Consider the following 20,770-nt stretch of genomic DNA (forward strand, 5'->3'; position numbering starts at 1 on the left):
TTGTATTTTTCTGCGCACTCATAGCGCTGTTCCCTAAACGGAAATTTTCGAGAATTGCAGCACAATCTGCTGCCAGTCCTGGTCATGACGTTCCCGCCAGTAAAACCGCAGGTAACTTTTGCTGCTCGTCACCTCAATGCTGTTGGCAACAGCGTCCAGCACATCAGGCCAACGTGGGTGAGACAGTTTGATGCGTCGCACCTGCTGTAGCCGCTCAACATTAACGCGACCGGTTTTTTCATCAGGAACAAAAGCCGCTTCCAGAAGCAAGCGAATGTCTGGATTAACGTCCTCCATCAGATCATCCAGAACCTCGCCCATCAGAGCCTGGGCTGCCACGATATCTGATGTAACACGCCGAAAATCCGCAATGGAGAGATTCACACGGAAGCAATCGTCCATGCTAGATGCCTCAATCTGACCACGAGAATTTTTCCGTTTTTTGGCCCGATAATGCGTAAGCAGTTTTTCCTCATAATCTTCAATCTTGGCATACATGCGCGCTTTCGTTTCCCGCATTAAATCATGCAGAGCTTTCGCATCTCCAACCATTTCAACAGCAAAATCGTTTGCCAGAAGTGTGCTGGTCGCAACCTTTGCTCGTGGCCACGGGCCAGAGCAGGTCATAACGGTGCCTTCGCGATTAACTTCGATCATTTCTTTATCTTTCAATGCTTCGTGTCGGTCGGTGCGGCTGCTGCGTCAGTCTGGATCTGTTCCAAAGAAATCTGCGCACGCAGCAAAATGGCAATGATCAGAGCGTGCGTCGCCGCACGCTCTGCATCGTGATAGATTTGAACGAGATGCTTCTGGTTCTTTGACAGATTTTGATCACTCCCCAGGTCGTGCATGAACGCACCAAGGGAAATCCTGTCTGCCATACCTTTCAGTTTCGCCACAGATGTCGAAAAATCTATGCGTCCGGTTCCAGATAATACCTGTTTCAGATGCCTTTTTACGGCTTCTGTAACCGCATCAATATCAACGGTTACATCGTGCATGACTGCACCTCCTGAAACTCGGCATCAATAATTTCCGGCATCGTTTGCACGGGCATCCGCAACAAAGTGAAGGCCGCCTCCAGATCACTCGCCATACGGTCAAACCAATCTGCCGCTTCCTGCCGATCATGGCACGACAACACAGTAACGTCCTTGGGTTGTGCATACATCTGCGCGCCTACACGCAATTGCCGAACAACACTGCCGATCTGTTCGAGTGGTGTAGCCATTAGATTGCCTCCATCTGGGACAGAATTTCACTGGCCGTTGTTTCGGCCGGATAGGATTCAAAAAACTCGCGCACCACTTGCCGACGCTGATCACCGGCAATGTGTGTTTCGTGACGCAATACAGCGATCAAATGGCACGCGGTTGCCGTAGGATCGGCACTCCGCAAGAATGCGCGAATATCCCGTAGGAGAGCGCGGTAACGCTCATCCTGGGCAAAAATAGTTCCCGCAACAACTTCCGTTAGAACGTCATGGGGAACGGGCATTTCCAATGTTGGCATCGTATTATCCCTGCACCCGAATTTTAGGGAACTCGCCGGTCATGTGTTCACCCCATGCCAGTTCCAGATCACGTTTATTGATTTGATTTCGATCGTTTACACGCGCGATTTTGGTTGCGTTCCGCAACACTTTGGTCATGCTTCGCAATCCGCCTTCACGCCGTCCAATTTCCTTTGCGTACATCAGCACTTCCTCATTCTGGATGTTCCATGCCTTCAAAATCTCGCACATGTCCCGGCTACGCGGCTTATTGATCTTCCTGCGCAGTCCAATCCGTGAAAACAGCTGGGCATAATCAGATGTGCGACCCAGGCCATCGAATTTGGCGTTCAGCGGTGCGTTCCCGATAAACACAACACCAATCTTCGCCTGGTCATGGATAGACCGCAGCTCCTCAACCGCCTTCACGCTCAGGTGTTGCGCCTCGTCAATGATCAACAGCCCCTCGCTGCCCTTCAGGCGACGGATAATTGCACGAGCACGACGCACACCTTTGTCATTGCAGCCCAGAATTTCCGCCAGTTCCTGCAACACTGCCGAAGGGCTGCACATGCTAGGGTCTGCTGTTAGCATCCACACATTGTTCGTCTGCAGCTGATAGGCTTCTGCGGCCATTGTTTTGCCCGTTCCCGCGTTCCCAGAAATCACGGCCAGATCCACATCGTATTGGGAGCTTTCCATGATGTTCATCAATGTTCTGGCAGTTTCGGTGACAATAAAACCGGGAACAATTGGGCGTGCCTGGCGTGCACGCTCCTTGCTATCTTGCGCTTCCAGCCATGCCTGCACCTTATCCGCAACGCCTTCATTATCCCCAGCATATTTGCCAGATGAAAATGAACTCAGAACCGGTGTGCTCAGGCCAATTGCATGCGCAATCTTACTCCAGCTCAGTCCGTCACGTTCTTTGCGTTCCACAAATGCTGCACGAAGGCGTGCGTGGTCGTTCATAACCTCGGCCATGTTCAAAAATTCCCCGTTATTTTAAGCTGTATTTGCTCTGTTCTTAGTCTTCGTCAGTATCAACCAGCCGCAGAGAACGTTCTGCTGGCCGGGTGCGGGCGTTATACTTTGTCAGCCAATCTTCTTCATCATCATCGTCATGCGCCACAGCTGCATTCCCGTGGCTAATTGGCGCTTTCGGGCGTAGCGGCCGCACAACTTTGGTTTCAGGCAGATCCGGTTCTGGTGTTTCCACGTCTCCGTAAATACGCGCCAATTCCTGCCGATTAACACGCACTTCCGCTTTTTGAAGCTCCTTTGTAGCCCGTTTGAACGCCTTATACGCGCGCGCTTGGCTCTGCGCTGCCTGTTGGTCTGCAAATCCCGCCTTCTCAACACAGCTGGCAGCACCCAGATACGTGCCGTCAATTCGGTAAACATGCAGATCATCCTGCAATGCCTGCGGGTCAAACCGAACAATCACAGACGTGCCGCGATGTTGATGCAGGAATTCGGCCCAATACCGATTGTCAGCCAGAGAAATCACACCATCGCGGCGCGCAACGGTCACGCTTTCCGCTGCCATCAGGCACAGTCTGCGCTGCTCCTCCGTTGCAGTTACAATCTCGCCACGGTTCGCGGCCTGCGCGTAACTTTCCGCAAATACGTGGTCAAAACTGAATTTACCCTGGCATACGTCAGAGCGACGGCCGACGCGTGCATTATGTTCCCGAATACCCTCGGCAACCACTGCCAAAAACACGTCTAGATCCACAGCATTGCTGCCGTAGTTCTCTGGCTTGCTGGTAACCGTATTACCCGTATAAGCCCCGGCAAAACGCGGGTGTTTTGCCAGATCACCTGCCAGATCACGCCAGGCACGTTCAATCGGTTTGGAACGTCCGCTGTATGGCGTAGCCCAGTGCACCTCCACACCCAGCAGGGGCAGGATACCCATTGGCTCATCATCACGAACTTTGAACCGATAACGGTTCTGCACGCCGCCGGTCAGCCATTTGGATGCAAAGTTTCGCCCGTTATCCAGCCAGCATTTTTTCGGAATGCCGTATTTGGCAACCATGTCGCCAAATGCCAGACGCACGCATTCCTTGTTTTCAGAAACATCCACCCGCCAAGATAGAATTTTGCCACTGTAAATGTCCTGAAACCCAACTAAAACGGGCCTAACAATCTGCTCCTTGCCGTTCTCAATCCAACGCACGAACACATCAAACTTATGCCCATCCGCATTGACGGCTTCCAGAGCATGAAACACCGTATGGTCACGTTTCTGTGCCGGAAACATAGTTTTCAAAGCCTGTTCTCCCTTGCGGCATAATGTCACCAACTCAGGCGGCAACGCATCCATGCGGCGTTTGAGTGTTTTGGCTGACGGCAAATTCCAGCCGTTCTTGGCCGCATGATTTTCCAGACGCCGCATGCACGCACTGAATGTTGGCTGCTCCAGACGTAGGAAATCAGATTTCAGAATGTCCCACGCCTCAGTCGGGCAATCTATCCGTTCTGGCCGCTTCGCATAATGTGGTGCTAATGCAGCCAGCCAGTCACAATGGTTCACACCACGCACGGCACGATACCAGCGGTGAATGGTTGTAACCCCCACATCTTCATCACGACTGATCTGGATGATGCTGAGCTTCTTCTGCAATCCAGCAGCTACCAGCATTTCAATTGCCATCAAGATACGATGTGCCTTTTTCGCCCGATTTTTCAGGTTTTCCGGCAGGGCATCATAACGCCGCCACAGATCCTCGCGCTCGCGTTTCTCATCGCGTGCGTCAGGTTCTGCTTCTTTTGCATCCTGCGCCTTAATCGCCAGAGCTGCACGGGCAGGTAGCGGGAGCACATACGGTGTGAACTCATATCCACCACCACGACCGGCCCGCTTACGCCATGATTTGCCTTCGTTCTCTGGATCAAGCCAGCGCTCTTCTTCAATACGCACATTGATGCCCCGTTTAGTAGCAGGCATCCCTGGTAGCGCCAGTGCAGCCAGTTCAGCAGGCGAGAACCACTGAACACCATTCATCAGAACCGCCCTCCCATCTGCCGACGCAGGCCATTTTCCATCCGAGCAAGTTTCTTTTTCTGTTCAGCCACGGCTGCCAATTCAATCATCGGCAGATACCGGCTCTCAATCACAGACCAGCCACGCGGTGCAGCCATCAGTTCCAGCAGTCGCCGGTCCTGCGTGGCGCCAATCAACGCATCAAACCGTGGCACACTGATCTGGTGCCCATCGCGCTGCACGCTGGCATAGGCATTCAGCATGTTGATGCTGACAGGCCGTGTCAGGAGATCGCTCATACGCTCGCAAACCTCTGCACGACTCAGGCCGCAATCATCCAATGAAACTGAAATGGCGCGTGCCAGTTGATCAGAAAACGTGTTGCCGCGTATCAGGAACGGGTCAAACGCAGCCACAGGTTCGGGTGGCGTCCAATCCAACAGCGAAAGTTGGCGCTTATCTTTGCGGATCATGCTGCCAGCCTTTCATTGCTTAGCCGCAAATCAGCATCTGCCTGCACAATTTCCAGAAACACGCTTTGCGGGCAGTCCATGGCCCATAGCAGATCAAACAGCATGTTCATGCGGTGCGGATATCTGCCGCGTTCCATGGAACCAACTGAGTTTTTGGTAAGTCCGGTTTCTGCTGCCAGATCTTCAATCTTCCAGCCACAGCGCAGACGTTCACGACGGATGATTTTTCCCACATTAGCTGACAGGGCAGCCGCATTTACGTTTTTCATTCTGCGTCTCCCATGTGCATTTCAGGTTCAAGATAGGTATGGAATTTCATTCGTGTTGCGCTGTCAGCCTTTTCCCAAAGCGCAACCAACTTGTCGTAAAGGGTTGGTTTTTTCTTGCGGGGCTTGCCGCTGATCTGCCTGATAATCTCGGCAACATTTTTCACACCCGGCCACTGCACGACAAAATCCGCCACCTGACGCTGCATGTCAGGAGTTTCACGCCCCAGTGCGTCCAATTGTGCGCCGCTGCCTGCCAGCCATGTGTTGGCAATTTTTTCGCGCACATCAGGAACAATTTTGCTATAGAGAGCAACAGAGCGCCGGATGGATCTGGCATCTAAACCGAGTTTCTGGGCAGATGCCTCGGTAAAGGACGGTATCAGGTGGACAAGATTGTCCATCTGATCCGACCGTCTATCACCCCCACGCTTAGTTTCGGGGTGCAACGCCTCGTAAATTTCTTTCCGCTTCGCCAAAAATGTCGCCCTATCAAGCGGGCTCAATTCACGACGGCAGATATTCTCGTCAATTTCCAGCAGCTGCGCTTCAAGATCATCAGCTTTCACCACAACAGCAAACGCTGTTTCTATGCCTGCCAACTCCAGAGCACGCAGACGATGCGCACCGGCAATCAATTGGTAGCGCTTGCCAGATTTCCGCACCTCAATAGGTGTGCGCTGCCCTTGTTCCTGCATGCTGGCGGCAATAACAGCCGCTGCATCCACATCAATCGCACGCAGGCGTTCACCAACGTCAATTTGCGAAAGCGGAATAGACACTACTGATAGCAGTGGCTGAGGAACCTGCACGTTCATGCTGCCACCTCATTTTGACGGTGCGCAGCGCACGGCAGCACAGTAGGAGTTCTGTCAGCACGAAACGAAACAGGAGTGCCGTCTAAATGATAACGTTCCGGCCAGACGCTTTCCGGTGTCATTCCCAGCTCCGTGGCAATAAGCTTTTCCAGAGGTGCGGAATATCCTGGCTGGCTGATCGCGTTAGAAACTGTATTGGGACTACGCCGATGCAATTTTGCAAATGCACTAAGAGTCCCAAATTTCTTCCGCAAACGCGTTTTAATATCTTCGGGGTGCAACCCACTTGGCTTTCGTGCCATATAGAGTCTCCTAAACCTTAGCCCGGCGGCAACCGGGCTCTCTTTTTCGTCAATCCGCGTGAGAAATAACGGGGAGTGAACACCGTGAGAATACACGAATATAAACCACCCAAAACCCCAAAAATGTTTTTCCCACTTATTTCCTGTGGATTAAATGTGGATAATTTACATTATTGGCTGTTTTCTGCGACTTCATGAAATGAATAACCAACACAATCCTGATTTCCCAGTTCCTGAAAATAAGTGGGAAATTACAAATGTGTCAGATCGGCTACGCGAAGCTGTATTGGCAGCGGGCGGGAATAGAGCAGTGTCGGAAAAATCAGGCATTCCGCTTAGCACGCTTAATACCTACATCGGCGGTCGCGATATGCGGGTATCTGCTGCTGCCAAATTGGCATTTGCCTGCAATGTAAGCCTTTCTTGGCTTCTTCTGGGTCAGGACGCCGACGAGCCATTATTGAAGATCAATCTTCCTCAAGGCCAGTCCTTACCCTCACAAGCAAACGACGTTGCCTACATTGACTATTACAATATCGCAGCATCTGCTGGTTATGGGGTATGTGCAGATGCTGGCGTAAGACCAGAAAAAGTGGCGGTTTCCTTGGCGTTTCTCAAGGGTGATCTTGGGCTTGATCCTAACTACGTTCTCATGCTCGAAACCAGTGGTGACAGCATGGAACCCACACTCCGTTCTGGCGATCGCCTGTTGGTCGATACCCGGCGTAGACATATTCTTGACGGCATTCACGTCCTGGTCGTGAATGGTGGCTTACTGGTTAAAAGACTTTCGTCAGAACCAAGTGGCAAAATCTGCATCGCATCAGATAACCACCTCTACAAAGAATTCCTCACTGATGCGTCCCGTTTCCGCTGGGGAGAACCAGATGGTGATGACGCAATCACAATAATAGGCCGCGTAGCCTACAGACTACAGGCAATGTCATGACTAACAAATCCAATGGAGCATACATAAAGGCTACTAGATTTTTTCTGATTATTACCTTTTGTCTTATAATTTTATTGTTTGTAATAGGTTTCTTTATGAAATCTGATGATATTTATTATGACTATGATTTTTCATCACAAGAATATAAACATCCAGTTCTGCATGTCGACAATGTGCCAAAGAATATGATTCCCATTGCCCAAAAGGCATTCGATGCCCTTCTGGATGCTTGCCCTGGGCTCAAAGCTGCATCATCGCGCGGAGAATCTTGGGATGTCTTGGCATTTCCGGAGAGGTTGGGAGGCCTCAGTCCTCTAAAAGATGTCTCATTCTTATTTGAGACAGATATTAATAAAGAAGTATTCTCAAAATTCCCCAAGGGACTTCAAGACCCTCAGTGGGGAAATCATATTATGTACCGTATTGACCTGGTAAAACATGGTGTATGGATGGATTGGCCTACAGATATATGGCTTTGCCATGAATCTTTATTTGGCAATCAATCTAGTGATCAAGACTTTATTATGGGATATCAGCGGACATGGCATCAGTCGAATGTATTCAAGTCTATTCCAGATATGCCCTCTTTGCCTGATGGTCCACTTTCCCATCCAAAAGTAACTCCATACCATCGGCCCAATATTAAAGGTGGTTCTTCACAAAAATATGTATCAGAAGCCATGTCTTATCTTGGCAATTGCACCTCATGGACAGGTGACTTGTCTTGTATGAGTGCGCAGGACAAATTTGTTCGGCAGTATGTTAATGCTCTTGCTGGTGATTACGCTGCTCAAAAAGATGTAATATTTGATTTCATGTTACCTGAAGATGAAGATGGCCCGGTGAAAGCAAGTAAAATACAAGGATGTGCTTGGGCTCAGGTTGTCGCATATAGCGGTTCTCCTTATGTGACCAAAACAGATCGCTCAATGATGATACTGGATTGCGATGGATTGCAGGCTCCAGATCTGGACGCTTCAAAAATTCGAGCTGCTGCAATCAATCATGAGATCAAAACAGCGCACGTTCATCGTCTGCCAGTCCCTGAGATTGAATATGATCCTCGTAGCGGGAAGAATGAGACCGAAGCCGATTAAAAGGGTTTTAAAAGGTCCTTCATCAAAATAGAATTCTTTATAGGTTGGGTTCCAAACTTGGTGTCCTTTTGGTCAAAATGCCTATCAGGTTCCAGACACCACACACCGGCATAATCATAAGGGCTACCAACCGCCCAATTATGCCGACACCAGCAGTTTTCCTCAGGTTCTCATCCCATCAAATCCCCGCTGATCCCATATAATCCCGGTTTCCCAGTAGTTCCATTCCCTGTGTCCCCTTACAACGCTGTTGTCGACTTCAGACCGATATAGACGAAAGCATTGAAGGCAACGATGCCAACGAGCGATACACCAAGCACGCGCCAGCGGTATTGCCAATATCGATGCCTGTCACGTTGCATGACCCGCCACGCAAAAGGCAGCAGCAGGATCAAGGCAATTGTCCAACGCCAGAACAGCAAGGTGAAGGGCGGAACCTCCTGTCGCACTGCCCGTCCGACAATGAAATTCCCTGCCCAGAACAGTGGAGGCGGGATCAAGAGCAGGAACCCACGCCAATCGATCGAACGCCATGCCCCTGCGGCCTTCGCCAATGCCGTGTCGGTCATTGCGTCCTCTTCGGTGTCACTGAACGACATCGACCCACTGCGCCCCCGTCAACGCAGCCATCCGGTTCGGCTCAATGCTGACCGCGCTGTTCGGCGCGCCACCCGCCGGGAACACGACAGGAAAATCCCTTAGCGAAACGTCGCAGAAGACCCGCAAGGGGCGTATCAGACCGAACGGACAGACACCTCCGATCGGATGCCCCGTTTCAGATTCAACGTCTGACGCGTCCAGCATCCGGGCTTTGACACCAAAATGCTGTTTGTATTTTCGGTTATCCAGACGGGCATCACCCCGTACGACGAGGATGATGACCTCGTCGCCCAGCCGCAACGACAGGCTTTTAGCAATCTGTCCCTGAGGCACTTCCAGAGTATCAGCGGCTGAAGCCACCGTCGCTGTACAGACGTCAAACTCCACGATTTCAATATCAGCGGCATGTTGTCTGAGAAACGCTTTCACCGAATTCAGGCTCATATTTTCCCCACTTGTCTCGCATGAACCAAGAAGGCCGGTATCCTGAACAGAACGTCCTCACTGTCCAATCGGAGAAGCCCCCACCCTACAGGTGCAATTGCCCGCTTGCTGCGACCGTGGCTGAGCCACCGATACGAATGCGCAGGGTTTCCCCTTCGCTGTCCCATGATGCGTAAACTTCTCCATCACGCTCAATTTCGATGCCCTGCTCGGCCACGTAATGACCACTCTTTTGATCGGCATGTTTGTGACGGGCTATGAACGCAGCCACTGAACCATTGCCAGAACCACAGACGGGATCTTCGGCGACGCCCTCACCGGGTGCGAAGGTTCGCACTCGGATACGAACGGGGCCATCATCGTTACGCTCGACAAACGTTGTTACACCCGCTGCACGCACTGCCTTGCATTCACGTTCAATCAATCCCTGATCAGGAACGAGTGCAGAAATAGTAGCGAAACGCGAGAGCTCAACAACCAGCCACGGCACACCGGTCGACACAACCTCAAATGGCGTGTTCGCCAGATCCGCTTCGCTGCAGCCGAGCATTTTTGCCACGGTTTCACGCGAAAGAGCCGTGTCGCGGTAGGTCGGAGCACCCTGGGTCATGCGCAACCGGAGACCCGCAGGAGACCGGAGGACTTCAACCGGCACAACGCCAATCCCACATTCCTGTTTCAGAAGGGAAGCATTGGCCTTATCCGGATAGCGTGCAAGCACAGAATGCGCAGCCGCGATCGTTGGGTGCCCCGCGAAAGGCAGTTCGTTCATCGGGGTGAAGATGCGGGCGCGATAGTCAGCCTCTGGCGTCGACGGCTTGAGAATGAACACGGTTTCCGAAAGATTCATCTCACGCGCGATTTTCTGCATCGTCTCCGTGGGAATATCGTCTGCGTCAAACACGACAGCCGCGGGGTTGCCGTAGAGCGGCCGGTCAGAAAATGCGTCAACCTGAACAAAATCGAATGGCATGAGATGATCCTTGGCATCAACAGACATTCAACTTAAAACGTGATACACTTTATTGGAATAAATATAGTGTCGCAGTACACTTTCGAGAGGCAAGATCCATGCGCTTGATTTCACCGTGGACTCCACGCCTCGCTAACAGCACAGCCTCACCCTCATCCCGCCTGGTTGCTGCGCTCGCCGAGGATATTCTTGAAGGACAGATCGACACAGGAGACCGACTGCCAGCACACCGTGATCTGGCTGACAGACTGGGCATCAGTGTGGGCACAGTTACGAAGGCATATAATGTTCTGGAACGTCGGGGACTGGTTCGAAGCGTAAAGGGAAGAGGCACTTTTGTCGCTCTCGCACAAACGCGCCGTAGACCGCTTATTGATTTGTCCCGAAATGTCCCACCATCAGTTCTGACTGAGCGTTTATTGGCACGAACGCTAACTTCACTTTCGAAACATGTTGATTCAGACTTCTTTAACGACTACCCGCCACTAGCTGGCCATGACGAACACCGTCGACTGGTTGCCCGATGGTTCACCCGCCTGGGTATGGAAACTGATCCAGAAAAGCTGGTACTGACTAACGGTGCTCACCACGCCATTTCTCTTGCATTGTCCGTCACATGTGATTCTGGAGGAACGTTATTTACTGAAGCGCAGACTTATCCTGGCGTCATCTCGCTAACTCGACATCAGGGGATTCATCTAGTTGGTCTCCAGATGGACGACGAAGGTCTTTGTCCCCTAGCACTTGAGAAAGCACTCATCGCGCGACGCCCCGGTCCAATTGCTCTTTACGTGACGCCGACCATGCAAAATCCAACAACAGCCACAATGAGCCGCGAACGACGCGAAGCCATTGTGTCAATCTGCCGTCGTCATAATGTCATGATTATTGAGGACGATGTCTATACGCTTACTGCTAATCCTGAATTGCCACCGCTCGCCATGCTTGCGCCCGAGCTGACATTTTATGCGAACAGCCTGTCCAAAACTCTGAATCCCACGCTCCGCATTGGCGGCCTTGTTGTGCCCGAGCATATGTATACGCGGATAGAAGAGGCGCTGCAGGCCACTGCCATCATAGTATCGCCTCTCTGCTGCGCGATTATGGAACAGTGGTTTATCGACGGCACGACTGAAATTGTAACTCAAGCGATTCAAGAAGAAGCAGACAGACGCGTCTCTCTGGCTCAGACCTTGCTCGGTAGCCTTATGCTTAAATCTGACCATACAGGCTATCATGTATGGCTTCCGATGTCAGATTCCGAGGCGCGCGATCTGAAGAAAACAGCCGAATCCCTTGGTGTCCTGTTGACCTCTCCCCAATCAACCGACGCCAACCGACGCAAACTAAATTGTGGAGTTCGACTATGCTTGGGAGCACCGTCAATCACCGAGTTAAATATCGCACTCAAATTAATTGCAGATATACGGATGAAAAACCCAACAATTAAATCCAATTTAGCGATCTAGACTCACAATAGCGGGTGCCCATTCCTGAGCAGTCCGATTAGGCAAGGTATCCGTTCAAGACATTCGTCTCTGTCGTATGGTGTAGCCACAGGCTCCCAATACGGGCCAGAAGGCCCCAAACTCGCTCCATCACGCAAACGTGAAAACCGACAAAAACCCGCCTGAATTCCTTTTCGTTTGTTTCCTATGTGTTTCCTGCGATGGATTTTGGGCACAAAAAAAGCCACCCTTATGGATGGCTTTTACCGTGTGATATCAATCACTTAGTGCGTGGTTGCGGGGATAGGATTTGAACCTATGACCTTCAGGTTATGAGTTTGTAGGTAAGAGCTACGCCCTGCCACGAAATTTCCCGACGCACCCCGAAGAACCACTACTATCCTATTATTTTAATTGAATAAGTCATTCATTTTGGCTCTTCTGTCTACGCTTACTCACGCTGATGTTTCAATCCCATTTGCATCCTATATGCATCCTGTGGAGGAAGCCATGCCCCGGATATCAAAGCGCATAATCGCCACCCTCCAGCCTGCCGAAAAGGACTACATCGTCTGGGACGATCAGGTCGCCGGCTTCGCCTTGCGGGTCTGGCCTTCGGGCCGGATGAGCTACGTGGTTCATTATCGAGCCAATGGCCGGTTCCGTCGTTATACGATCGGCCATCACGGTCCCTGGACGGCAGACAAAGCACGCGACGAAGCAATCAAAATCCTCGCCCGTGTGAAAGACGGTAACGATCCAAATACCGAACGCGGCGAAGAGCGGACCTCCCCCACTGTCAGCCAGTTCTGCAAGATTTTCATTGAACGGCATGTGAAGACGCATCTGAAATCAACCACACAAGCCGAATATCAACGCGCGATTGACCTGTTCATTACGAAAAAAATTGGCAGCCGGAAGATGGCCGCTGTCACGCATTCTGATGTCGTCACATTCCACCACACCTATCGGCATATCCCGTATCAGGCCAACCGGACTCTGGGGGTGCTGTCGAAAATGTTCTCTCTGGCAATTCTCTGGGGTGTGCGGACAGACAACGTCAATCCATGCAGGGGCGTGAAACGCTATAAGGAGCAGAAGCGCGAGCGTTACCTCGCAGCAGAAGAACATCAGCGCCTCGGCAAAGCACTCGACGATGCCAGGTCCACGATGCCGGAAGCCGTCAATGCCTTTCAACTCCTGCTTTTAACTGGTTGCCGTCTTCGAGAGATCCAGCGCCTAAAATGGGAATATGTCTTTCTGGACGAAGGAGTAATCAGGTTACCCGACAGCAAAAATGGCGCTCGCACCGTGCAGTTGGGCGAGAGCGCGATTGGCTTGCTTGGAGACATACCAAGGGTCGAGGGCAATCCCTATGTCATCACGGGACGGAAAGACGGTGGCCACCTGACTGATCTGGAGAAGCCGTGGCGGCGCATCCGAAAGGAAGCCGGGCTGGAGGATGTCCGCATTCACGATCTCCGCCATTCCTTTGCGTCCGATGCGCTGGAACTCGGCGAGGATCTGATCATGATCGGAAAGCTTCTAGGTCACCGTGATCTTAAATCAACAGCACGTTACGCCCACCTCAAGAAAGAGCCCATCCAGCGCGCGGTCAAAGGGATCGACCTAAAAATTTCTGCTGCCCTTGCCCTACCCAGAGAAACACTGGAGGCTACGATTGATTAGCCGGCGTCACGCAAAGTGGTGTCAAAACGATTAATGATACCCCGACCGTGCAAGCCTCCGTCAGACTTTCGCGAAACAATCAAGTCGTCTTTACACCAGTACGAATAAAAGAGAACAGCATCGTCGCGTCCAAATCATAAAGGAGAGAAACGACGACGATATTCAAACCCACGAGACCGCTAGAATTATACAAGTAATATTTTAAATATACATCATTAATATACCTCCAAAGGCGTAATCTATTCTATAATTCCATGAGACACTTGATATTTACTTCAAGGCGCTCCCTATCCTTAATCTCACATTCCCATATAACATGGACACGCCAACCTAACTTCTGCAATGCGATCAGCGTCTCTTTATCTCGCACGCGATTGCGTTCAATTTTTTTTGTCCAATACTCTGTGTTGCTTTTCGGAATCCGTGCTCCTCGTGGACAATCATGCCCATGCCAAAAGCATCCATTCACAAATAAAGCCAATTTTCGACCTGGAAAAACTAAATCTGGAGAGCCAGGAAGATCTTTACGATGGAGCCGAAACCTGTATCCCATTGCATGGATAAGCTTTCTTACCACCAACTCCGGGCTCGTATTCTTCGACTTAACTGCCCTCATAGTTCGTGAACGAACAGGATCTACTTTCATCCATCAAATTCAATTCTGAGGCTTGGGTCGCTCTCGCACTCGGCGATAATTTTATTATAATGATCGATAATATCCCTCACCGCCGTCTGTCTGGCGTCCCGTTCAAAGGTACTCCACTCATAAACATTCGTCGCTAAAAATTGCTCGATTTCAATAATATCAAGGCGATCGTCTACTCCAACCTGCTTGGCGAGTGCTTTGGCGCCACCTACCCCATCTTCTGTAGTCACAATAAGAGGACGTAAACCGGAACTGAGATTGTCCTGGCATTTCCGAATAAGCGCTTCTCCAGGCGCAGTTGTGACATGAATAGCCACATCTCCGATCAAAAAATCTCCTGAGCGATTAGATGGCGCATCCGCAACCGAAAAACCGTGATGACGAATACTACCTTTTGTGATCACATTTAGTTTGGCTCCGACCAGATGCTGCATAACAGCGCCCGCATACATGGTGCCGGAAACCTCACGTTGACGTTCTACGGCCTGCGCCAAAAGATCTCTTACACAAGCCCGTAAAGAGCGTGATGGATCAAGTTTGAAAGTAAACGGAAGAGCGTCAAAATACGCCTGAGCACGCTCTACCCAATATTTCTCCGCAGCATCTAAATCCAATAAATTGTGAGAATGCAGATCGTTTAGAACATCAATGTATGCATTCATTCTCTCCATATTCCCTCGACTGGTTCTACCCCCTTCACTAGAGAGAATACGCTCAATGCCATGGTCTTTAAGTATTTTCTTTACCGCCCCACCACCCAATCCGGCGACTTGCCCTCCTTTTGTTGTTACGAACGAATTTTTATCTAACGGGAACTGCTTCGATGCCGCATTCCTCGTTAGGATCAGAGCAAGAGATAAAGACCCTTTTGACAAACCGATATAATCATCGTCAAACGCCGCCAATACGGCTCGTTGTGATAACATCATAAATCTTTCTCAACTCGTCGAATTGCCGTCATTTCTGAAACCTGTTCTATCGTGCCAGCACGTCGCACAACTGTCTGACGCATCAACTCACTTCCTCGCATTTCCATCCGAAAGTCGACATGATGGATTTCCTCGGCATATCCACCGAAAGCAGCATTAAAAGCCGCGAGAATTTCAACTTCTCCAATATCCCGTCCTTTAACAAAAGGAATAGAAATTGAAGGGATATTCTCAGGAAACAGATAGATACACGGAGGAGGCACACAAAAAGGACCAAGATTGGTCAACCGATCACCATCTACGGATTTTGGGCAAGGTCTACCAATTGTCGCGCAAACCATATCCCACAACAGCACCCCATCCACTCGCTGGTTCCGCGCAATCATTTCAGCGCTAAGACGTGTGTGAATGCCCGACCAAGCGTTTCGTTGAGGATCTGCACCAGGATTGGAACAGATACTCCAGATCACAAACTCATCAGCGAGTGGCGGTCGTTCAAAAATATTCGTGTTATTCCCATCAAGACAGCCCTTAAGGTCAATAACAGCAACACGTCCACTATTTAGACGAACAATATAATCATTACGGTTTGCATTATCTGTCAGATCCCATCCAGCAATAAAACCGCCGTCTTCCATATGATTCAGCGCATGCTGAACAAACTCTCGTTTGCCACGCATAGTGGCCGAAAACTGGCCACGGACACGCTCTATCGCGCCACGAAACAAACCAGACTGATAGAACTCTCGCTCATCCAAACCATGGTCGCCAAGTTTATGCGCTTCTGTTTTAAGTATTTCAGCAAACCTCTCGATTTGATCGCGCAATCCCTTGTTCTGTTTACAGGGAATAATGGTCATGCCGCTTCCTGTTTCCCTTCGGAAACCATGCCAAGTAACGGTTCCAGGATATGCTGCGCCAGATGACGAACGACAGGCACAGCTACGCCATCCCCTGTCAGGTGATAAGCTTCATTATAATTCTTAGGCAGCTTGTAATGATCTCCGAGCCCCATCAGCCTTGCTGTTTCACGAGTGGAGATTAGCCGCGACCGAACCTTCCGGCCGTCAACAACAATAATTGTCTGACGGCTTGAACCCCCTGCCGGCGTCCGAAGACAACCTGCGATATCGTCAAACCGCACTTCAGCACGCTGAACTTTCGCCCCGTTTTCATCAAGACGTGTTCGTCTATAGATGGCTCCCACCATACGCCTGCCCGCACGTTTTGCAGCATTTACTTTGGCGAGATTGGTGGCAGACATCATCGAAATCAATCTTTCGGTTTCGCTGGCTGTATGCCAAGGCACTCCAGTAGGCGCCTCCTCAATCAGATCAGCGAAAGTTGTATGCCGATGCGATGGAGTAGGAATATTCCACCACAAAAATTGAGTTTGCGCCTTTTTTGATATTCCCTGAACAGCCCTCTTCAATCCATTGGTGTGAAACGGGTCAAGCGGTTCAGGAGATAACAATGAAGGATGAATTTCGACATCCTTATGCACCCCGATCATGAACAAGCGAGGACGTGACTGAGGCACAAACAATGAGGCGTTGATTACGAGCGCTCCATACCGATATCCGGTCTCGACAAAAGTCCGACAGATAGCGTCGAAATCCTGTCCCCCATGAGACGTCAGCGTGCCAATGACATTTTCAAGAGCTATAATTTTCGGGGCTCTTCCCTCTGAAACAAGCTCTCTCACGACATGCCAGAAAGGATAGAAGGTGCCAGAACGCTCTCCTTTAAGACCTGCGCCCCCTCCAGCCAACGACAAATCCTGACATGGGAATGAACCCCATACGAGATCTGCAACACCAGGTAAGTCTTCAACACGGACATCATTGACGTCCCCAACCCGCAATTCTCCTCCTGTTCCCCAGTTGGCCTGATAACTCAGACCTTTTTTATGATCAAAATCATTGGCAAACAGACACGTCCAGCCGTCCCCCAGTCCCGCACGGGCCATCCCGCCGCCAGCAAAAAATTCGTAAAAACTAGGCATTAGCTGTAGACCTGACGTCATCTTCTTGTAACGACACCACCTCACGCGCGAGCTTTTCTTCAATCGCTTCCGCTATCCAAGTGTTACGAGACACTCTTCCAGCCCTTTTTGCGCGCGCGTCATCAATCGCTCCAAACGTCTCCGTAGAGAGGCGCAGATTGATCCGGTCCATCGCGTGAACTCCCGAATTTTCTGTAGCATGGCTCATGGCGCCATGATGGCGCCAAAATATTCGTATGTCCAGACGAATGTTCCTGACTTGTTCTCAAAAATAAACCTGGAAAAAGAAATCATTCGTATCAGACGCTATCGACGATCTATCCGAGCCTATCAGACGTTATGTAGTGATAGTGGCGATAAAGAACCTATTAGTAAGTGCGAAAATGATTTTTTGCGGCCCCTCTTGCCACCAGCAGATAGAGTGCCGGGGTCGTGAACATGGTCTGGGCCTGGCTGACGAGCAGACCGCCAATCAGCGCAATGCCCAATGGTTGGCGCAGTTCCATCCCATAGCCGCCCATCAGCACCAGCGGCAACGCGCCCAAGGCCGCGGCAAAGGTGGTCATGACGATCGGCCGTAGTCGCAACAGGCAGGCCTCACGGATGGCATCCCGTGGTGTCATGCCGTGCTCGCGCTCGGCATGGATGGCGAAATCCACCAGCAGGATGGCGTTCTTCAGCGAGATGCCCGTCAGCAGCAGCATGGCGATGACCGCCATGCCGGAGAACGGCAGGCCGAACAGGTCAAGCGCGACCACTGCCCCGATCCCGGCCGAGGGAATGGTGGAAAGAATGGTGAGCGGGTGCCACACGCTTTCATACAGCATGCCCAATGTCAGATAGACGGCGAGCACAGCAGCGATGATCAGAATCTCGCTGTCATGGGTGCTTTTGCCGACGTCCCCTTCATCACTCTGCAGTTCGCCACTGATCTCCTTCGGCAGATGCTGCTTTCGCCATTCCTGATCGATGATCGCCTGCGCCTGTGACAGGCTGACGCCGGGCGCAAGTTCCAGCGCCAGCGAGGCGGAACTGGCGTAACCGATATGGGTCACGGCCACCGGGTCGAGACTGGGGGTGATGCGGGCCACGACCGACAGCGGCACCAGTGTCTCCGCCCCGGTCGCCACAGCCGATCCGGTCGAGGCATTCGCCCCGCCCGCCAGAGAATTGGCGATCTGGTTCCGAAACGCCGTCGCACCGGTCGAGGTTGTGGTGCTGGCTGTGGCTGATGTCACGACCCGGATGGTGTTCGACGCCGAACTGCCCGAGGCGGAGCCGCCCGAGGGGCTGATCCAGAACTGCTTCAGGATTTCGGGATCGCGCTGGAAGCGGTGTTGCACGGTCAGCACTACATTGTATTGCCCGTGTGTCGTGTAGACGACCGAGGCCGTGGTCTGGCCCAGTGCATCGGACAGGGTGTTGCCGATCACCTGTGGCGTGACACCGACACGGGCGGCGGTATCGCGGTCGATCGCCAGTATGATCCCCTGTCCCGGTGGATCGACATCGGGGTCCACATCCGCAAATTCCGGGTGATGACGCAGGGCTTTCGCCAGTTTCCGTGTCGCTGGCCCCAGCAGCCGGTCATCCTCGCTGCGCAGGATGTAGCTCACTCCACTGCTGTTCGAGCCAACCCGCATCATGATGTTGCCCGGCGCCTGCGCGTGATATTCGGCGTGAATGTCTTTCCCCATCCGGGCCACCACGCGGGCCGCCACTTCCGTTCCCGATGCCCGCCCGGTGGACAGGTCGCGCAATGAGGCGAACACCATGCCGTGGCTGGAGCCTTCGCCGGTATCGAGATAGGCGATGACGTGGCTGACGGCCGGGTCCTCCAGCAGCACCCTGCTGAACCGCTCCAGTCGCGCCCTGGTCTGCGCCAGCGAACTGCCGCTGCCCCGCGACCCGCCCGAGACAATGCCGATATCCTGACGCGGGAACACGACCTTTGGCATACGGGTGAACAGGACTACGCCTACCAGCAGGGTCAGCGGCAGCAGCAATGCGGTCTTGCCGGGATGGGTCAGGCAGATTTCCAGGGTGCGGCGATACAGGCTGCCGCTGTGTTTTTCATGATCCAGAAAATCTGCGACATCCACTTCTGGATGCACGGCGGTTCTGTTTTCGGCAAAGCGCATGCACAGCGCAGTCAGACACGGTGTGACCACGCAGGACAGGACCAGCGACACCGTGACAGTGATCCCCACCGTCCCGGCAAACTCCCGGAACAGCCGTCCCGTCAGGCCCGAGGCCAGCCCGATCGGCAGGAACACCGCCAGCACCGAGACGGTAATGGAGAGCAGCGTGAACGCCACCTCGCTGGCCCCGGCAATGGCGGCCTCATTGATGGACAGCCCCTGTTCACGCATGCGGATGATGTTCTCGATCACCACGATGGCGTCATCCACTACCAGCCCCGTGACCACCGTCAGCGCCATGAGCGAGAGGTTATCCAGCCCGAACCCCGCCAGATGCATCGGTCCAAGACTGGCGATCAGGCAGCACGGCACGATGATCGCGGCTGCAATAGAGGCGGTCCATGAGCGCAGGAACACCCAGACCACGGCCAGCGCCAGAATGCAGGCGGCAAGGAGTGTCACCAGCGTATGGTGCAGCGAGGACCGGATCACCGCCGAACCATCCCGCGCCACTGTGATATCCGCGCCCGGCGGCATGAGCGTGCGCAACTGCGGCAGGCGGGCCTTCACGGCCTCGACAATGCCGACCAGATTGGCTCCCGGCTGGGCGCGGACCATCAGGGTCAGGGCTGGTGTGCCGTCAAAGAAGGCAGCCGCGTTCACGTCCTGCATGCTGTCGGTGACGGTCGCGACATCGCGCAGCCGGATGGGGCGTCCGTTCTTGTAGGCAATCACCAGATCCCGATACGCTGCGGCATGGTCGGCCTGATCGTTCACGGCCAACTGGTAGCGCTGCCCGGCCATATCGATCGCACCTTTTGGCGTATGCGCATTGGCCGAAGCGAGTGCTGCGCGCAGGTTCTCGAACCCCATGCCATATTTGAAGAACAGCAGCGGGTTCATTTCCACCCGCACGGCCGGCGCGGAACTGCCCATGAGCATCACATCCCCTACCCCCGGCACCTGGAGCAGCATGGGCCGCAGGGTGGTGTTCACCAGATCATACAGACGCGGCATGGGCTGCATGCCCGGTGTCACTGCAAGGATCAGCACCGGTGTCGCATTCGGGTTGGCGCGATGGTAGCTCGGGTCTGACCCCGGCGTGGTTGGCAGGTCGCGCCGCGCGGCCCTTATGGCCGCTTCCACGTCCCGCGCGGCGCCATTGAGATCCCGGCCCAGTTCAAACCCTAAAGAGATGGAAGTCTCCCCCCGCGTGGAGGTGGACATCATCTGCGTCACACCCGCGATATTGCCCAGATGCCGCTCCAGTGGGGCGGCCACCGTGCGGGCCATGACCTCGGGCGAGCCGCCGGCATTGGAGGCCGAGACCGAGATCACCGGCAAGTCCACATCGGGCAGGTCGGAGACCGGCAGACGGGGCAGCGCCATCAGTCCCGACAGCACGGCGGAGAGCAGCAGCAGCGTTGTCGCCACCGGGCGATGGACAGACCAGACGATGAATTTCAAGGAAGATGTCCCGTCCCTGCGGGAGGGCTCACTCTATAA

At 52.7% G+C, this 20,770-nt stretch carries 22 protein-coding genes; 4 read left to right on the plus strand and 18 right to left on the minus strand.

Going from position 1 to position 20,770, the window contains the following annotated elements; translation table 11 throughout:
- Positions 1-33 precede the first annotated feature (33 nt).
- Genes DS739_RS07265 through DS739_RS07310 form a run of 10 tightly spaced genes read right to left on the minus strand, consistent with a single transcriptional unit; the run spans position 34 to position 6,343 of the window.
- Positions 34-657, minus strand: a complete 624-nt coding sequence (locus DS739_RS07265; RefSeq protein ID WP_096884251.1) for a DUF3164 family protein — start codon at positions 655-657, stop codon at positions 34-36.
- Between the two features lie 11 nt (positions 658-668).
- A complete protein-coding gene (locus DS739_RS07270) occupies positions 669-1,001 on the minus strand; it encodes a hypothetical protein (protein ID WP_035353482.1) in 333 nt (110 codons plus the stop codon).
- Positions 989-1,231: a hypothetical protein gene (locus DS739_RS07275; protein ID WP_035353479.1), complete on the minus strand. Its 243-nt coding sequence runs from the start codon at positions 1,229-1,231 to the stop codon at positions 989-991. Before DS739_RS07275 ends, DS739_RS07270 begins: the two co-directional genes overlap by 13 nt.
- Positions 1,231-1,512: a hypothetical protein gene (locus tag DS739_RS07280; protein ID WP_035353476.1), complete on the minus strand. Its 282-nt coding sequence runs from the start codon at positions 1,510-1,512 to the stop codon at positions 1,231-1,233. The genes DS739_RS07275 and DS739_RS07280 overlap by 1 nt, the downstream gene beginning before the upstream one ends.
- Before the next feature lie 4 nt (positions 1,513-1,516).
- Positions 1,517-2,476 (minus strand): AAA family ATPase, encoded by a 960-nt coding sequence (locus DS739_RS07285; protein ID WP_035353473.1) that lies wholly within the window; start codon positions 2,474-2,476, stop codon positions 1,517-1,519.
- A 43-nt stretch (positions 2,477-2,519) separates the two neighbouring features.
- A complete protein-coding gene (locus tag DS739_RS07290; protein WP_006115414.1) occupies positions 2,520-4,505 on the minus strand; it encodes a transposase domain-containing protein in 1,986 nt (661 codons plus the stop codon).
- Complete coding sequence (locus DS739_RS07295; protein ID WP_006115415.1) at positions 4,505-4,957, minus strand: hypothetical protein; 453 nt, start codon at positions 4,955-4,957, stop codon at positions 4,505-4,507. Before DS739_RS07295 ends, DS739_RS07290 begins: the two co-directional genes overlap by 1 nt.
- A complete protein-coding gene (locus DS739_RS07300) occupies positions 4,954-5,226 on the minus strand; it encodes a helix-turn-helix domain-containing protein (RefSeq protein WP_006115416.1) in 273 nt (90 codons plus the stop codon). Before DS739_RS07300 ends, DS739_RS07295 begins: the two co-directional genes overlap by 4 nt.
- Positions 5,223-6,041 carry a ParB/RepB/Spo0J family partition protein gene (locus tag DS739_RS07305; protein WP_006115417.1) on the minus strand — a complete coding sequence of 273 codons (819 nt, stop codon included), beginning with the start codon at positions 6,039-6,041 and terminating at the stop codon, positions 5,223-5,225. Before DS739_RS07305 ends, DS739_RS07300 begins: the two co-directional genes overlap by 4 nt.
- Positions 6,038-6,343, minus strand: a complete 306-nt coding sequence (locus DS739_RS07310; RefSeq protein WP_050793089.1) for a helix-turn-helix domain-containing protein — start codon at positions 6,341-6,343, stop codon at positions 6,038-6,040. The genes DS739_RS07305 and DS739_RS07310 overlap by 4 nt, the downstream gene beginning before the upstream one ends.
- A gap of 199 nt (positions 6,344-6,542) precedes the next feature.
- Between DS739_RS07310 and DS739_RS07315 the strand changes: the two genes are divergently transcribed.
- Both DS739_RS07315 and DS739_RS07320 read left to right on the plus strand, forming a co-directional pair.
- The gene (locus DS739_RS07315; protein WP_050793090.1) at positions 6,543-7,292 is read left to right on the plus strand and encodes an XRE family transcriptional regulator; all 750 of its coding nucleotides are present in this window, start codon (positions 6,543-6,545) and stop codon (positions 7,290-7,292) included.
- Positions 7,289-8,389, plus strand: a complete 1,101-nt coding sequence (locus DS739_RS07320; RefSeq protein WP_006115420.1) for a hypothetical protein — start codon at positions 7,289-7,291, stop codon at positions 8,387-8,389. Before DS739_RS07315 ends, DS739_RS07320 begins: the two co-directional genes overlap by 4 nt.
- 239 nt (positions 8,390-8,628) lie before the next feature.
- Here DS739_RS07320 and DS739_RS07325 read toward each other — a convergent pair whose 3' ends face one another.
- The 3 genes from DS739_RS07325 to DS739_RS07335 form a co-directional block, all read right to left on the minus strand.
- The gene (locus tag DS739_RS07325; RefSeq protein WP_006115421.1) at positions 8,629-8,958 is read right to left on the minus strand and encodes a DMT family transporter; all 330 of its coding nucleotides are present in this window, start codon (positions 8,956-8,958) and stop codon (positions 8,629-8,631) included.
- Between the two features lie 16 nt (positions 8,959-8,974).
- A complete protein-coding gene (locus DS739_RS07330; RefSeq protein ID WP_006115422.1) occupies positions 8,975-9,433 on the minus strand; it encodes a YbaK/EbsC family protein in 459 nt (152 codons plus the stop codon).
- An 85-nt stretch (positions 9,434-9,518) separates the two neighbouring features.
- Positions 9,519-10,406, minus strand: a complete 888-nt coding sequence (locus DS739_RS07335) for a PhzF family phenazine biosynthesis protein (RefSeq protein ID WP_035353537.1) — start codon at positions 10,404-10,406, stop codon at positions 9,519-9,521.
- A gap of 98 nt (positions 10,407-10,504) precedes the next feature.
- On the opposite strand from DS739_RS07335, the gene DS739_RS07340 reads away from it, so the two are divergent.
- Positions 10,505-11,875, plus strand: a complete 1,371-nt coding sequence (locus DS739_RS07340; RefSeq protein ID WP_006115424.1) for a PLP-dependent aminotransferase family protein — start codon at positions 10,505-10,507, stop codon at positions 11,873-11,875.
- Between the two features lie 489 nt (positions 11,876-12,364).
- Positions 12,365-13,543, plus strand: coding sequence for a site-specific integrase (locus DS739_RS07345; protein WP_035353466.1), 1,179 nt, complete (start codon positions 12,365-12,367; stop codon positions 13,541-13,543).
- Positions 13,544-13,787: 244 nt separating this feature from the next.
- Here DS739_RS07345 and DS739_RS07350 read toward each other — a convergent pair whose 3' ends face one another.
- The 5 genes from DS739_RS07350 to DS739_RS07375 form a co-directional block, all read right to left on the minus strand.
- A complete protein-coding gene (locus DS739_RS07350) occupies positions 13,788-14,189 on the minus strand; it encodes a very short patch repair endonuclease (RefSeq protein WP_035353463.1) in 402 nt (133 codons plus the stop codon).
- The gene (locus DS739_RS07355; protein WP_006115426.1) at positions 14,186-15,118 is read right to left on the minus strand and encodes a DUF4928 family protein; all 933 of its coding nucleotides are present in this window, start codon (positions 15,116-15,118) and stop codon (positions 14,186-14,188) included. Before DS739_RS07355 ends, DS739_RS07350 begins: the two co-directional genes overlap by 4 nt.
- Positions 15,115-15,978, minus strand: coding sequence for a hypothetical protein (locus tag DS739_RS07360; protein WP_035353460.1), 864 nt, complete (start codon positions 15,976-15,978; stop codon positions 15,115-15,117). The genes DS739_RS07355 and DS739_RS07360 overlap by 4 nt, the downstream gene beginning before the upstream one ends.
- Positions 15,975-17,123 (minus strand): DNA cytosine methyltransferase, encoded by a 1,149-nt coding sequence (locus tag DS739_RS07365; protein ID WP_035353456.1) that lies wholly within the window; start codon positions 17,121-17,123, stop codon positions 15,975-15,977. The genes DS739_RS07360 and DS739_RS07365 overlap by 4 nt, the downstream gene beginning before the upstream one ends.
- 368 nt (positions 17,124-17,491) lie before the next feature.
- Complete coding sequence (locus DS739_RS07375) at positions 17,492-20,731, minus strand: efflux RND transporter permease subunit (protein ID WP_006115428.1); 3,240 nt, start codon at positions 20,729-20,731, stop codon at positions 17,492-17,494.
- Between the last annotated feature and the right edge of the window lie 39 nt (positions 20,732-20,770).

Source organism: Acetobacter sp. JWB (genome assembly GCF_003323795.1).
GTDB classification, from domain to species: domain Bacteria; phylum Pseudomonadota; class Alphaproteobacteria; order Acetobacterales; family Acetobacteraceae; genus Acetobacter; species Acetobacter oryzifermentans.

Excerpts from the sequence above, each read along its gene's own strand:
- DS739_RS07265 (WP_096884251.1), bottom strand. The coding sequence starts at position 657 with ATGATCGAAGTTAATCGCGAAGGCACCGTTATGACCTGCTCTGGCCCG.
- DS739_RS07270 (WP_035353482.1), bottom strand. The coding sequence starts at position 1,001 with ATGCACGATGTAACCGTTGATATTGATGCGGTTACAGAAGCCGTAAAA.
- DS739_RS07275 (WP_035353479.1), bottom strand. The coding sequence starts at position 1,231 with ATGGCTACACCACTCGAACAGATCGGCAGTGTTGTTCGGCAATTGCGT.
- DS739_RS07280 (WP_035353476.1), bottom strand. The coding sequence starts at position 1,512 with ATGCCAACATTGGAAATGCCCGTTCCCCATGACGTTCTAACGGAAGTT.
- DS739_RS07285 (WP_035353473.1), bottom strand. The coding sequence starts at position 2,476 with ATGGCCGAGGTTATGAACGACCACGCACGCCTTCGTGCAGCATTTGTG.
- DS739_RS07290 (WP_006115414.1), bottom strand. The coding sequence starts at position 4,505 with ATGAATGGTGTTCAGTGGTTCTCGCCTGCTGAACTGGCTGCACTGGCG.
- DS739_RS07295 (WP_006115415.1), bottom strand. The coding sequence starts at position 4,957 with ATGATCCGCAAAGATAAGCGCCAACTTTCGCTGTTGGATTGGACGCCA.
- DS739_RS07300 (WP_006115416.1), bottom strand. The coding sequence starts at position 5,226 with ATGAAAAACGTAAATGCGGCTGCCCTGTCAGCTAATGTGGGAAAAATC.
- DS739_RS07305 (WP_006115417.1), bottom strand. The coding sequence starts at position 6,041 with ATGAACGTGCAGGTTCCTCAGCCACTGCTATCAGTAGTGTCTATTCCG.
- DS739_RS07310 (WP_050793089.1), bottom strand. The coding sequence starts at position 6,343 with ATGGCACGAAAGCCAAGTGGGTTGCACCCCGAAGATATTAAAACGCGT.
- DS739_RS07315 (WP_050793090.1), top strand. The coding sequence starts at position 6,543 with ATGAATAACCAACACAATCCTGATTTCCCAGTTCCTGAAAATAAGTGG.
- DS739_RS07320 (WP_006115420.1), top strand. The coding sequence starts at position 7,289 with ATGACTAACAAATCCAATGGAGCATACATAAAGGCTACTAGATTTTTT.
- DS739_RS07325 (WP_006115421.1), bottom strand. The coding sequence starts at position 8,958 with ATGACCGACACGGCATTGGCGAAGGCCGCAGGGGCATGGCGTTCGATC.
- DS739_RS07330 (WP_006115422.1), bottom strand. The coding sequence starts at position 9,433 with ATGAGCCTGAATTCGGTGAAAGCGTTTCTCAGACAACATGCCGCTGAT.
- DS739_RS07335 (WP_035353537.1), bottom strand. The coding sequence starts at position 10,406 with ATGCCATTCGATTTTGTTCAGGTTGACGCATTTTCTGACCGGCCGCTC.
- DS739_RS07340 (WP_006115424.1), top strand. The coding sequence starts at position 10,505 with ATGCGCTTGATTTCACCGTGGACTCCACGCCTCGCTAACAGCACAGCC.
- DS739_RS07345 (WP_035353466.1), top strand. The coding sequence starts at position 12,365 with ATGCCCCGGATATCAAAGCGCATAATCGCCACCCTCCAGCCTGCCGAA.
- DS739_RS07350 (WP_035353463.1), bottom strand. The coding sequence starts at position 14,189 with ATGAAAGTAGATCCTGTTCGTTCACGAACTATGAGGGCAGTTAAGTCG.
- DS739_RS07355 (WP_006115426.1), bottom strand. The coding sequence starts at position 15,118 with ATGATGTTATCACAACGAGCCGTATTGGCGGCGTTTGACGATGATTAT.
- DS739_RS07360 (WP_035353460.1), bottom strand. The coding sequence starts at position 15,978 with ATGACCATTATTCCCTGTAAACAGAACAAGGGATTGCGCGATCAAATC.
- DS739_RS07365 (WP_035353456.1), bottom strand. The coding sequence starts at position 17,123 with ATGCCTAGTTTTTACGAATTTTTTGCTGGCGGCGGGATGGCCCGTGCG.